General features: G+C 63.4%; 10 protein-coding genes. 2 read left to right on the forward strand and 8 right to left on the reverse strand.

Annotation, left to right across the window (positions count from 1 at the left end; translation table 11 throughout):
- Positions 1 to 2: 2 nt before the first annotated feature.
- From CGL56_RS16325 to yidD, 7 genes are all read right to left on the reverse strand, one after another.
- On the reverse strand, positions 3 to 2,318 hold the full coding sequence (locus tag CGL56_RS16325) for a polysaccharide lyase 6 family protein (RefSeq protein ID WP_099107653.1): 2,316 nt from the start codon (positions 2,316 to 2,318) through the stop codon (positions 3 to 5).
- A 4-nt stretch (positions 2,319 to 2,322) separates the two neighbouring features.
- Complete coding sequence (locus CGL56_RS16330; protein ID WP_099107654.1) at positions 2,323 to 2,772, reverse strand: polysaccharide lyase family 7 protein; 450 nt, start codon at positions 2,770 to 2,772, stop codon at positions 2,323 to 2,325.
- The gene (locus tag CGL56_RS16335; RefSeq protein ID WP_099107655.1) at positions 2,766 to 2,945 is read right to left on the reverse strand and encodes a hypothetical protein; all 180 of its coding nucleotides are present in this window, start codon (positions 2,943 to 2,945) and stop codon (positions 2,766 to 2,768) included. The genes CGL56_RS16330 and CGL56_RS16335 overlap by 7 nt, the downstream gene beginning before the upstream one ends.
- A gap of 153 nt (positions 2,946 to 3,098) precedes the next feature.
- Complete coding sequence (locus CGL56_RS16340) at positions 3,099 to 3,839, reverse strand: FadR/GntR family transcriptional regulator (protein WP_099107656.1); 741 nt, start codon at positions 3,837 to 3,839, stop codon at positions 3,099 to 3,101.
- A 296-nt stretch (positions 3,840 to 4,135) separates the two neighbouring features.
- Positions 4,136 to 5,302 (reverse strand): prolipoprotein diacylglyceryl transferase, encoded by a 1,167-nt coding sequence (locus CGL56_RS16345; protein WP_099107657.1) that lies wholly within the window; start codon positions 5,300 to 5,302, stop codon positions 4,136 to 4,138.
- A gap of 18 nt (positions 5,303 to 5,320) precedes the next feature.
- Positions 5,321 to 6,493, reverse strand: a complete 1,173-nt coding sequence (locus CGL56_RS16350; protein WP_099107658.1) for a thioredoxin family protein — start codon at positions 6,491 to 6,493, stop codon at positions 5,321 to 5,323.
- Between the two features lie 37 nt (positions 6,494 to 6,530).
- Positions 6,531 to 6,812, reverse strand: a complete 282-nt coding sequence (gene yidD / locus CGL56_RS16355) for a membrane protein insertion efficiency factor YidD (RefSeq protein ID WP_099107659.1) — start codon at positions 6,810 to 6,812, stop codon at positions 6,531 to 6,533.
- Positions 6,813 to 7,036: 224 nt separating this feature from the next.
- Between yidD and CGL56_RS16360 the strand changes: the two genes are divergently transcribed.
- A complete protein-coding gene (locus CGL56_RS16360; protein ID WP_099107660.1) occupies positions 7,037 to 10,333 on the forward strand; it encodes a VPS10 domain-containing protein in 3,297 nt (1,098 codons plus the stop codon).
- Positions 10,334 to 10,992: 659 nt separating this feature from the next.
- Positions 10,993 to 12,180, forward strand: a complete 1,188-nt coding sequence (locus tag CGL56_RS16370) for an MFS transporter (RefSeq protein WP_099107662.1) — start codon at positions 10,993 to 10,995, stop codon at positions 12,178 to 12,180.
- A 60-nt stretch (positions 12,181 to 12,240) separates the two neighbouring features.
- Here the strand turns inward: CGL56_RS16370 and CGL56_RS16375 are convergent, their stop codons facing one another.
- Positions 12,241 to 13,272 (reverse strand): AI-2E family transporter, encoded by a 1,032-nt coding sequence (locus CGL56_RS16375; RefSeq protein ID WP_099107663.1) that lies wholly within the window; start codon positions 13,270 to 13,272, stop codon positions 12,241 to 12,243.
- Positions 13,273 to 13,365 lie beyond the last annotated feature (93 nt).

Raw genomic sequence — 13,365 nt, forward strand, 5'->3', positions numbered from 1 at the left:
GGTTATTCGCTGAGTTGAGTGCCCACGGGGGTGCCGTCGGGCAAGGTGGTGACGGGCTCTTCCAGGTTGAGGTGGAGGTTCTGGGTGCGGTAGGGCTCGCCATTGTCCAGCAGTTCGGTGCCGCCGGAGAAGACGGAATTCTCGATGAGGACCACGGGCTCGCCTACCACGAGGTGGAGGCGGACGGGGGCGGAGTCGTCGAAGACGCTGTTGGTGATGTGGACGTACTGGGTGCCGTGGAGGCTGACGGAGCTTTCCGAGCGGTTCCACTTCTCATCGGTGCCCACCTCGTCGAAGGTGCAGCGGTCGATGGTGAGCATGGGGCCGAAGGTGCTTTCGTCGCTGCCCCCGCGGTGGAGGTGGAGGGCGGCCTGGCCGATCTTGTCGAAGAAGCAGTTCTCCAGCACCACGTTCTCGGCGTTGTAGATGCCGATGTCGTCGTTCTCCTGGTCGAGGGGCAGCACGCTGCCGCTGACGTTGCGGAAGCTGGAGTTGCGCACCACGATGGAGTCGGCGAAGGTGTGCTTGTACACCCGCAGCACGTTGAAGGAGTGGTTCACGTCCAGGTTGGTGAAATCGCAGTCCTCGATGAACAGCTTGTAGTTGTTGACCATGGAGTAGCGGCTGGTGCGGATCACGCTGTTCAGCGGCTGGTCGAGGCACTCGCGGCCGTCGACGTGCACGCCACGCAGGGTAAGGGCCCCGCCGTTCTCGATGTTGAGCAGGGAGGTCTTGCGGAAGACCAGCAGGGGTTTCTCCGACCCGGCCGCCTCAATGGTGATGGGGTGGCGCAGGTCGATGGTCATGGTCTGGAGGTACTCACCGGGCGCCAGGCGGATGATGTCGCCGGCGGCGGAGCGGGCTACGGCTTCCGACAGGGTGTTCTCGCCGGGGCCGATCTCGATGGTTTGCCCGGTACCGAAGTGCTGGGCCTCTTCCCGGCGGGGGTACCAGTTCACGCCCGTATTCTCCGGGGTGGCCATGGTCGGGATGCGGGCGCGGATGCTGTCGGCGGCCGGGGTGCCCGCGGGCAGCATGACGCCGTGGCCGGCGTCGGTCAGCTTCAGGGGGCGCCGTTCGAAGCCCTCGTCCTGGAGGGGTACCAGGTTCTTGTCCAGCAGGTTGTTGCGGAAGGTGATGCCGCTGATGTCGTCGTAGACGGTGAAGAGGGAATCGCGGTTGCGGTTCACGAAGACGTTGTCGGCCACCACCGTGCTTTCGGGTACGGCACTGCGCTCCTCGTCGCTGCCGGCGCCGAGCTGGATGTGGTCGCAGTCGACGAAGACATTGTTGCTGGCTTCCGAGTCCTTCACCTGGTGGTAGCGGTTGATGGGGGAGTTGGGCACCCCGTTCATGATCACCAGGGCGCCGCGGAAGCGGTAGCCGGTCAGTCCGGCCAGGTAGTTGTTGGTCACCGTTTGCCGCTCGTTGATGATGCGGATGCCGCCGGTATTGGGCTTGCCGTTGCCGAAGAAGAAGTTGCCGTCGACCGTGGTGTTGTTGCCGTGGCGCATCGTCAGCGTCCCCTGGCACTCGTGGAAGGTGTTGCCGCGGAAAATGTTGCCCCCCGATTTGTTGGAGATGATCTCGTGCTCCCCGTTGCAGCGGTCGAAGTAGTTGGACTCCACCACCGTATTGGAGTTAGTTAAGGAGTAGTGGCTGGTGCCGATGCGGAGGGTTTCCCCTCCGTTGGAGCCCAGGATGGGCCGCTCGCCGAAGTAGTTGTGGTCGATGCGGTGGCCGTTCTCCCGGCTTTCCTCGCTGTTGAGGCGTACGGCCAGGGTCACGCCCTGGTTGCGCTTGCCGGTGAGGTAGTTGTGGTCGAAGCGGTTGTTGCGGCCGTAGAGGCCCACCCAGTAGTCGCTTTCGTAGCGCTCGGGCGGGTTGTAGTTGTCGATCACGCACTCCGTCACCCGGCAGTAGTTGCAGAGCTCGTCGTCGGCGGTGCGGAAGGAGATGACTTCGCTGGTGGGGGTGTAGCCGTTGCGGAAGACGAGGCCTTCCACCACGAGGTGCTCACCGGAGAGCCGCAGGTAGGACTGTCCTTCCAGGAACACCTTCCCCTTCTCCTCGGCCACGAGCCGGATGGGGGCTTCGGCCGTTCCCCGCCCCGTGAATTCCAGGGCCAGGTCCTGGTAGCTGCCGTTGGGGACGACGATGGTGGCGCCGGGTTGGGCGTCGCGGATGGCCCGGACCAGGGCATCGGTGGCTTCCTGGGCCTCCGCGGGCGCGCCGCATCCGTACAGCAGGAGCAGTACAAGGCAGCGGCTCAGCCAGCGGGGTGCAGGTGCCAGGGTGGGGAGGTAATGCAGTGGCATAGGGTTATTGGGTTGCCGTTGGTTCGTAAAATTTGACGCGGGCGAAAGCGTCGGGTTCCTTGGCCTGCAGGTAGTTACCTGCCTTGAAATAGTTTTCGAAGCCCCCCCACTTCTCCATGTCGAAGCCGGCATAGGTGCGCGTCTCCCGGTCGTTCAGGGTGACCCGCATCCCGGCCGCGTCGGCGACGATCTCCAGGGTGGAGGGTTCGGTGCCCACTTTTTCCGGGAAGATGTAGCTCTGGTCATCGCCCAAGGCGGTGGTGTGGAACATCTCCACGTGGCTGGGCTCCGGATACTTATGGTTCTTGCTCTTCAGCCGCACTTTCCCCTTTCGCCAGTAGTTTTTCATCGTGGGTGGGGCGTTGTTGTCGTTTTCTCCGATCCGGTCGCGGTGGGTGTCTTCCCCTGGCTCGTTGAATCCCGGATTGAGGATCTGTTGGGTAAAGTTTACCACAGCCTCATGTTGGTCGGTTGGATTCTAAGGCTGGCCACCTGCCCCTTCACGGGGATCACGCCCACCACCCGCTGGAAGGCGGCCGGAGTTGCGGCGAGGAGGACGGGCCGCAGCGCGGACAGCAACATCAGCCAGGCGCGGCGGCGGTGCGCGCCGTTCGGATAAGATGTCATGGGTAAAGAATTTGCATGATGACTAGAAGTGCAAGGGCAATCCGGTCCCGTTCCGCCCGGGGCGGGCGGTCAGGGCTGAACAAACCGGTGACGGTCAGCTCCTCAGGAGCCGGGTTCAGGGAAAGCCGTAATGGACTGGTTCGGAGGCCGGGGTTACCGGTCTATCGATGGTCGGAAACTTAATTCAGTATTGTCGCGCATAGTCTGGCTGAACCGGGATACGTCTCCCAGGTGCCGGCGCATGGCTTCGGCAACCGCCACGGGGTCCTGGTTGCGGATGTGGCGGAGTATTTCTTCGTGTTCGTGATGGGCTTTGAGCTCGGTATGGTCGTCGCAGATGCGGTACTTCACGTAGTTGTTGATGATGTCGGGGGTGATGATCATCATCAGCGACTTCAGTACGCCGTTCTTGCTGGCGTCGGCGATGCTGAGGTGGTACAGCAGGTCTTCTTCCACGGCGGGCTCTCCGGCGCGGATCTTTTTCTCGTAGGCGGCGAGCGCCAGTTCCATTTGCACCAGGTCGTCGGCCGTGCGGCGTTGGGCGGCGAGCTTAACACACTGTACTTCCAGCATCACCCGGGTTTCCACCAGGGAGGCGAAGTCGCTTTCCTCGAGCTGGAGTACGTCGGTGATCAGGCCTTCCAGGGCGGCGATGCCCATGCCGGCCACCACCGTCCCGCTCTGGGGCAGGGTGCGCAGGATGCCGTAGAACTCCAGTTTCTGCAGGGCGTCCCGGACGTGGCCGCGGCTGACGCCGAGGCGCTCGGCCATCTTGCGTTCGGCGGGCAGTTTGTCGCCGGGCGCCAGCTGTCCCGAAGTGATAAGGGCCCTCACCTGCCGGATGATGACGTCTACCGGACTCTCGACCTTTATTTCACTGAAGTTCTCTAACATGGGAGCTTGATTGTACCGCGGACTAACCGGCGGGCCGAACAAATATAAGGACTGGAATTGGTTAACCAAATTTTGGTTGACCAATTTTTGAAAATTATGTTTTATGCTTGGTTCTGGGCGGCGTCGTTGCGGTTGTGTCACTTTGTCAGACATCGGATGTCGTAGACATCCGATGTTGTTGGGGGGAGGCGGTCAATTTTGGCGTTTTCTCACGAAAATACGGTTTTTCGCGCCCGAATCATCGATTTTACCGGCAATATACCCCGGAATCAGGCACCCGCGCCCCCGCCAAAAAGTCAGACATCCGATGTTGTCACCCGACCCCGGCGGCGTACTACTATTCCCCCGATTATTCCGGTCAACATGAAGCCGATGGCGATGATCTGGGCCTGGGTAAGCTGCAGGCCGAGCACGTCGTAAAGGTCATTGAGCCGCACGTACTCGATGAAGAAGCGCTCCACCCCGTTCAGGAAAAGGTAGATGCAGAACAGGGCACCCGGCCAGATGGTGAGGAGCTTGCGCACTGCCCAGAGGATGCCCCCGATCGCGAAGGCCATCAGCGTCTCGTACACCGGCGTGGGGTAGTGCAGTTCGGGTAGCACGCTGCAGTAGTCGACCGTACAGCCGGGGATGGGTACCCCGCGGTTGAGCACGTTGTGGGGGTAATCGTAGCCGTAGAGCCAATCGGGCAGGAACCACCCCTCGGGGATGGCGCCGATGGCCGTGCCCCAGTCGCCGTCGCCGCTCAGCTGACAGCCGATGCGCCCCACCCCGTAGGCGACGATGAGGGCCGGAGCCACCGCGTCCAGGATGGGGACCACCGGGATGCGGTGCCGCCGCAGGTAGTAGTACACCGCCAGTCCGCCGCCAATGAGGCCCCCGTAAATGGCCAGTCCGCCGCCGCTGAAGAGCTCCCGCAGCGGATTCTCCAGGAAGCGGTCCCAGTATTCGATCACGGCGAACAGCTTGGCGCCGAGCAGTCCGCCCACCGCGGCCACCATGGTGATGGGACCGACGCGGTCGCTGGGGTAGACGTTCACCGGCTGGGGGACGGGGAGGTTTTTCTGCTTCCGCCCGATGTTATAGTAGTAGCCGAAGAGGAGGGCTGCCCCGAGCAGTCCGCCCAGGAAGTAGCCCTCAGTGGAGAGCAGCGTTCCGGCGGGATCCTGCTGGAAGGCGGTGAAGTTAGCCGCCACGTAGGGCAGTTTGAAACCCAGCAGGAAGCCGATAATGGCGTTGCTGATGTAGTCGGCCATGGTGACCGTCTGCCCGGGAATCTGCAGTGTCGGTTCCGGGGGCAGCTGCCCGAGGCGCTCGCGCCGTTGGAGTTCCCACTTGAGCAGTCGGGCCGCGACGAGGAAGGCGAGCAGCAGGAACAGCCCGAAGGTCTTGACGATGCTGAAGGCATTGTCGCGGGCCGTGCCGATGAGGTCGTGAAGCAGGTAACTGAGATCCGGGTACATGCCCGCAAAGCTACGCCGCTATTTGGTCTGGGCCCGGAGCTGGTCGGCCAGGTCCTGGATGGCGCGGCGGTAGTTGTCGCGGCCATTGGGCCCCAGGGCGGTCAGCGATTGCTCGGCGGCCTCGAGGGCCTGATCGTAGCGCTGGCGTTTCTGGAGGAAGCGGCCCAGGTTGTAGTAGTCGCGCCACCCTTCGGCGGCGAGTCCGGCGGCTTCGCCCAGGGCTTCGGCTGCCAGATCGATGATGACCGTGTGGTCGATGAAGTTGGAATTCTCCAGGGCCCCGAAGAGGTTGCGCAAGCGGGTTTCGTCGCCCGCGGCCCCGCGTTTAAGGTAGTTGCGGGCGGCTTTATACACCTTCTGGACGTCGGATCCGCGCAGGGAGAAGGCGAATTCACCTTCGGATTCCAGGCGGCGGGCTTCGTCCTTGTCGAACAGCGCGGCCTTGTCGACCACGGCGGCCATCAGCCGTTCACTGTTGAATTCCAGGGCCTTGTCGAAGGAGGCGCGCAGGGCGGCGGCCACCTTGTCGTCGTAGGCTTCCCGTCCTTCCAGGCCAATGATGGCGTCACGGTGCTCCAGTAGCAGGTCGAACAGCCTGCTGTCGGCCTCCGTCGTGGCGACGAAGATGAGGCGGAGGTTCGCGGGTTCCGTGAAATCCAGGTCGGGCCGGCGCAGGTAGTCGTTGGCGATCTTGAGGTGGGGTTCGCCGCGGCGGACCAGGGCGCGGACCAGTTTGAGCGCCGCGCCGGGTTGGCCGGCGTCGTAATCTTTTTGCAGGGCGTCCAGGTTATCGACCCGTTCCAGGGCCGTGCGGGCATCGTCGAGCAGCTGGGGGGCGCGGCGGGCGCCGATGACCCGGTGGACGGGCTCGTTGTTCGCGTCGATGAACAGCAGGGTGGGGAAGGCCGGGGCACGGTGGAATTCGCGGAAAGCGGCGGACTCCGGCTTCTCCATGTCGTACTGAACGTTGACGAAGTTGGCGTTGAAGAAGGTGCCTACCTCCGCGTCCGGAAACACGTTGGCGGCCATCACCTTGCAGGGGCCGCACCACTCGGCGTAGGCGTCGACGAAGATGAGCTTGTCCTCGGCCGCGGCCTTGGCGAGGGCTTCGTCCCAGCTGCCCTCAAAGAATTGGATGCCCTGGGCGGATAGGGCCGAGGAAACCAGGAGCAGGGCGAGTAGTCGGATCATAAGCGAGGTGTTAGGGGATGCAAGCCGGCCTCCGAAGTTACTCCTCCCGGCGGGGCTTTTTGGGCACCGGGTCCGGTCCGAAGGCGCCCCAGGGGTGACAGCGGCCGATGCGCTTGAGGGCCAGCCAGCTGCCCTTCAGGACGCCCCATTCCTGGATGGCGCCCACTGCGTAGTGGCTGCAGGTAGGATCGTAGCGGCACCGCGGCCCAATCAGGGGCGACAGGGCCACCTGGTAGAAACGGATCGGGAGTATGGCGAGGCGGCGTAGCACGCTATTGTATACACCTGGTGGGGGGGTAGGGTTTGTTTGGCCAGACATCGGATGTTGGAGGGGTGTCATCTTGTCAGACATCCGATGTCTGACAGGGCTGTGGGTCATGTTTTTACCCGATTTCTGAGAAATATCAATTGGGCACATTCGGAAACCCCAGCAAAACATAGGATTGACATTTTGTCAGACATCCGATGTCTGACAGCTTGGCGTGCGGACAACATCCGATGTCTGCCAGCCGCAGGCTATCTTGCCAGCTTTAGCTCCAATCCATGACCAGAATCACCCAGCTCCTCACCCTTCTCCTTTGCACCTGCGCCCCCGCCCTGCTCCTGGCCCAGGACCTCAACGAAACCTACTGGAAAGCCCTCGCGCCCCGCTCCCTCGGCCCGGCCGGGATGTCCGGGCGGGTAACGGGCATCGACGTCCACCCCCAGGACCGCGACCTGATCTACGTAGCCACGGCTTCTGGCGGACTCTGGAAAAGCACCAACGGCGGCACGAGCTTCGCGCCCATTTTTGACGACCAGAAGTACCTCAGCATCGGAGCGGTGGCCGTCAGCGACGCCAACCCCAGCATCATCTGGGCCGGCACCGGCGAAGGCAACCCCCGCAACTCGGCCAACTACGGCGGCGGCATCTACCGCAGCCTCGACGGCGGAGCCACCTGGGAGATGATGGGACTGGAAGATACCCGCCACATCCACCGCATCCTCACCCACCCCACCGACCCGAACACCGTCTACGTAGGTGCCATGGGCAGCATGTGGGGACCGAACCCCGAGCGCGGCGTCTACCGAACCACCGACGGCGGCAAGAACTGGGAGCGCGTCCTGTACGTCGACGAGGGCACCGGCATCGCTGACTTCGTGATGGACCCCTCCAACCCCGACAAGCTGATCGCCGCCACCTGGACCTTCGACCGCGACCCCTGGTTCTTCAACTCCGGCGGACCGGGCTCCGGCATCTGGATCTCCAAGGACGGCGGCGACAACTGGGAGCGCCGCACCGCCAAGCATGGCCTGCCCAAGGGCAACCTCGGCCGCATCGGACTGGCCATCGCCGCCAGCAACCCCGACATCGTCTACGCCCTGGTGGAAGCCAAGGAAAACGGACTGTACAAAAGCACCGACGGCGGCCAGTCCTTCAGCCTGGTGACCACCAAGGACGTCGGCGACCGCCCCTTCTACTACGCCGAGATCTACGTAGACCCCCAGAACCCGAACCGGGTGTTCCACATCGCTACCTACATCAGCAAATCGGATGACGGCGGCAAGACCTTCCGCGAAATCGCCAACTACGGCAACAACGTCCACCCCGACAACCACGCCTTCTGGATCGATGAGGACAACCCCGAGCACATCATCCAGGGCAACGACGGCGGACTAAACTTCAGCCACGACGGCGGGGAAACCTGGCGCTTTGCCGCCAACCTGCCCCTGGCCCAGTTCTACCACATCAACTACGACATGAGCTACCCCTACCTGATCGGGGGCGGCATGCAGGACAACGGCAGCTGGGTAGGCCCCAGCCAGGCCCTGAAGAGCGGCGGCGTCACCGACGCCGACTGGCAGGAAGTGTACTTCGGCGACGGCTTCGACATCATCTTCAAGCCCGACGAGGCCGACGTGGTCTACGCCGCCAGCCAGGGCGGTGCCCTGGGCAAGGTGGACCGCAGCACCGGCAAGACGACCTTCATCCGGCCCGTCCACCCCGAAGGGGAATTCCTCCGCTTCAACTGGAACGCCCCCATCGCCCAGTCGCCCCGCGACCCGAACACCATCTACATGGGCAGCCAGTACGTCCACAAGAGCACCAACGCCGGCCTGAGCTGGGAGATCATCAGTCCCGACCTGACCACCAACGACTCCACCAAGCAGCGGCAGGACATCAGCGGCGGACTTACCATCGACGCCACCCAAGCCGAAAATCACACCACCCTGCTGGCCATCGTGCCCGCCCCGCCCCAGTTCATGCAACCCCAGACCCTGTGGGTGAGCAGCGACGACGGACGGCTCCACATCAGCCGCAACGACGGAGAGGAGTGGACGGAACTCACCAGCAAGCTCACCGGCATGAACCCCGGCAGCTGGATCCCCTACATCGAGGCCTCCCCCATCAATCCCGGCGAAGCCTTCGTAGTGGTGAACGACTACCGCCGCGGCGACTACCGACCCATGGTGTACCACACCACGAATTACGGGGAGAGCTTCACCCGCATCGTAGATGAGAACAAGGTCAGCGGCCACGCCCAGGCCATCGTGCAGGACCCCGTGCAGGAAAACCTCCTCTTCCTGGGCACTGACCAGGGGCTCTGGTACAGCCTCGACTACGGCGACAGCTGGACCCGCTTCGACGCCGGCTTCCCCCACGTGTCGACCCGCGACCTCAAGATCCACCCCCGGGAGCACGACCTGATCATCGCCACCTTCGGCCGCGCGGCCTGGATCCTGGACGATATCCGCCCGTTCCGCGAAATGGCCCGTGAGGGCGCCGAGATCCTGCAGGATTCCTTCCGCCTCTTCCCGGCCCCGGACGCCTACGCCTGGGAAACCCGCTCCTACCAGGGCACCCGCTTCTACGCCCAGGGACAATTCCAGGGTGAGGACCGCCCCGGCGGCGCGATGCTGACGTATTGGGTACGCCCCGGCGGCCCCGGTGAAATGGTGGATCCCGACTCCGTGGACGTGAGCCAGCTGACCCGCTTCTCCATCATCGACCCCGAGATCAAGGAGGACATTCCCGGCCGCGAAACCGGCAGCCTGCGGAAGGCCTTTGCCAACCCCGACGACGAGGTGGACCCCATCCCCGCCCCGAAGGAAAAGGTGAAGATCCAGGTGATCGACGTACAGACCGGCGACACCATCCGCACCTACACCGAAAAGCCGCGGTGGGGCATGAACCGGACTTCCTGGAACCTGCGCCGCGACGGCGTAGAAACCCCCAGCCGCCGCGAGCGGAAGGAAGACGCCGACGCCCTGAACGGCATCTCCGTCACCCCCGGTACCTACCGCATCCTGATGACCTACGGCGACCACACCGGTGAAACCCTGGTGACCCTCCACGCCGATCCCCGCGACGACTACCAGGGCAGCGCCCGCTACGCCGCCCGCGACCGGATGTACGCCGAGCTGGAAGCCGAAGTAAACCAGGTAACCGCCGCCTGGAACCGCCTGCAGGAGGCCCGCAAGAGCCTGAAGCGGGTGGAAGACGCCGCCAGCAACGCCCCGAAGGCCGTCAAGGACACCCTGGCCGACCACCGCAAGGAGCTCCTCAAGCACATCGACCGCCTCGAGGAGATCGTCACCGAACCCGAAGACCTGAAGGGCATCCAGCGCAACCCCACCAACCTCCAGGCCTACCTCTACGGCGCCCGCAACTACATCACCCAGATCGAAGGCGAACCCAGCCAGATGGCCCGCCTGATGCTGGAGCAATTCTCCGAGAAGGGCGACGACTTCGTCCGCCAGGTCAACGCCTTCCTCACCGGCGACCTACGCGATTTCCAGGAGGAAGTGCGCGCCGCGAATTTGAGCCTGTTCGGGGAGCTGGGTGAGGTCAAGGAGTGAAATGGGTCAATGGGTTAAGGAGTTAATGGGTCAAGGGGTCAATGGCCCGCAGTGCTTGCCTCCATTGCAGGTCCTGGCTTTGCCCCTGACCCCTATTATCTTCTCCGGCCCTAGCAATGGGGCTAAGGAGTTAATGGGTCAAGGGGTCAATGGCCCGCAGTGCTTGCCTCCATTGCAAGTTCTGGCATTGCCCCTGACCCCTTGTATCTTCTCCGGTCCTAGCAAAGGGGCTAAGGAGTTAATGGGTCAAGGGGTCAATGGCCCGCAGTGCTTGCCTCTATTGCAGGTCCTGGCTTTGCCCCTGACCCCTAGTATCTTCTCCGGCCCTAGCGAAGAGGCTAAGGAGTGAATGGGTCAAGGAGTCAAGGGCCCGCAGTGCTTGTCTCCATTTGCAAGTCCTGACTTTTCCCCGTGACCCCTTTACCCCTGGCTCTTTCCCCCACCCGAGCGAAGCGAGGGATAAATGCCGTGCTATTCACCCCTTCAGCCCTTCACTCCTTCACCCCTTGTACCTCCCCCCACCCGAGCGAAGCGAGGGACGAATGTCGTGCTATTAACCCCTTCACTCCTTCACCCCTTGTACCTTCCCCTACCCGAGCGAAGCGAGGGGTAAATGCCCTGCTATTGACCCCTTAACCCCTTGACTTATTGACCCCTCAATGAACCCCAGGTACCTAACCTTCGGCTTCCTCCACTTCTTCTTCAGCTTCGTGGGGCAGACCTTCTTCATCAGTCTGTTCGTGGCGCGAATGACGGAGCGGATGGACTGGGGCGAGAGCACCTTCGCCAGCCTGTACTCCGGCGTCACCCTGGTGGCGGCCTTTATCCTGCCCCTGATTGGCCGGCAGATCGACCGGCTCAAGGTGCGCTACGTCTCCACGGTCACCGCCTTTTGCCTCATCGTGGGCACCCTGCTGCTGGCGTTTGCCGACGAAACCCTCTTGCTAGTGGCCGGCCTCTTCGTGGTACGGCTGGGTGGACAGGGGGTGTTGCCGCTGATTGGCTCCACCACCATCGGCCGCTTTTTCAATGCGCGGCGCGGTCGGGCGCTGGCACTGTCCATCATTGGGCTGTCGGTGGCCGAGGTGCTGCTGCCGCCCCTGGCTACCTACGCCATGGTGAGCTACGGCTACGGTCCGGTGTGGCTCATGGCGGGCTGTGCGGTGCTGCTGATCTTCGTGCCCGCCGTGTGGCTGCTGGTGCGGCGCTACGACGACTTCCAGCGGGCCGATACGGTGGCCGAGGCCCAGCGACGGGAAGCGCCCGCGGCGGTGGAGGAGGATTCCTGGACGCGGACGCAGGTGCTGAAGGACCGCCGGTTCCAGCTGATATTACCCATCATCCTCTTTATCCCCTTCGTATTCACCGGACTGGTCTTCAACCAATCCGTTATCGCCGAGCAACGTGGCTACACGGCCGAAACCATGGCCTACGGACTGAGTGCCTACGGGCTCGTGCGGGTGGCCTTCCTGCTCTTCGGCGGCGATCTCATCGACCGGGTGGGGCCCACGCGGCTGCTGCGCTTCGTGTTGCTGCCGGCCGTGGCGGGACTGCTCGTGCTGCTGCTGGTGGAAGACAGCTGGTCGGTACCCGTATTTTTCGGGCTGATGGCCGTGAGTGGCGGCATGGATTCGGTGAACACCCCGGCCCTGTGGGCGGAGCGTTACGGCCCGCGCTTCCTGGGCAGCATCAAGAGCACGGTCCGCCTCTTCGTGGTCGTGAGCTCGGCCGCCGCGCCCATCCTCTTCAGCTACGGACTGCGGTGGGGGCTGCAGGCGTGGCTGGGCATCCTGGTCGCCTACGGGCTGGCGTGCGTGGGGTTGGCGGTGGCGGAGCGGCGCACCTGAGGTCGAGGCCTTGTAGGCCGAGCAAACAACAAGCCGGGCGGCGGCGCGCAGGTGCCTGTTTTACACCTGGCCCCGCCGCGAAAGCAATACCGCAATAGGCCGGGTCGACCGGAACTGGGCCAGGAAGGTGATGAGCACGAAAGTGATCGGTACGCAAAGCAGCATGCCCACCACGCCCCAGAGGAGGCCCCAGAGGATGAGCGAAAAGATGATCACGAAGGGGCTGATGTTCAGCGCGTTCCCGTACAGCCGAGGTTCGAGGAGCCCGCCGATGAAGAGTTGGATCAGGCCGACCCCCGCCGCCACGATGATGAAGGGGGTGAGGTAGTCGAATTGTACGAAGGCCATCAGGCTGGGCAGCACCGTGGCGACGATGGACCCGATGGTCGGGATGAAGTTCAGGGCGAAAATGGCGAAGGCCCAGAAGATGGCGAAATCCAGTCCGGCGTACTCAATGACGAAGTAGCTCAGCAAGCCGGTAGCAAAGGAGGCAGCGAACTTCACGCCGATGTAGGCCCGGATGGCCTGGTTGAGCTTGCCGAGCAGCAGCTGCAGACGGGCACTCCGCCGGGGCTTGAGCCGCAGGGAGGCCAGCTTTTGCGGAAAGGTGTGCTGCTCCACCAGCAGGAAGAGGGTATACAGCAGGACGAGCAGGAACTGCCGCGTGGCCATGGTGAAAGCCGCCAGCAGGCTCAGGAGGTATTCGTTGATGTCCAGCTCCCCGTAGAGCGCACTCAGGGTGATGGCCTCGTCGTAGCCCAGGGCCACGAGAATACGGCCGAACTGCCGCTCCAGGTTGCGCCAGTAGTCGGGGGCCGTGGCGATCATTTCATTGATTTGCTGGCCGACCATGCTCCCCATCAGCACGATGGCGGCCAGCACCACCACGGCCGCTACAGTGAGGCTCACGCCGCGCGGGCTCCGGGAGCCAAGGCCGGGGATCCGGCGCAGGAGCTGGTCGACGGCATTGATCAGGTACCACAGCACGAAAGCCAGCACCACCGGAACCAGGAGGGGCTTGCCGAAATACATGAGGCACACGAACAGGCCGGCCAGCGCCAGGGAGTAGGTGATTTTTTGCAGGGGTAGCATGGGGGTGAGAACCTCTGGGCGGTCCGAAAGGTCATCCGGCCGGATCTTTATCTTGTCCTTCCCGGGATTTCTTGACGAAGACCGGACAGTAGG

It is taken from the genome of Neolewinella marina (assembly GCF_002631205.1).
Taxonomy (GTDB): Bacteria; Bacteroidota; Bacteroidia; order Chitinophagales; family Saprospiraceae; genus Neolewinella; species Neolewinella marina.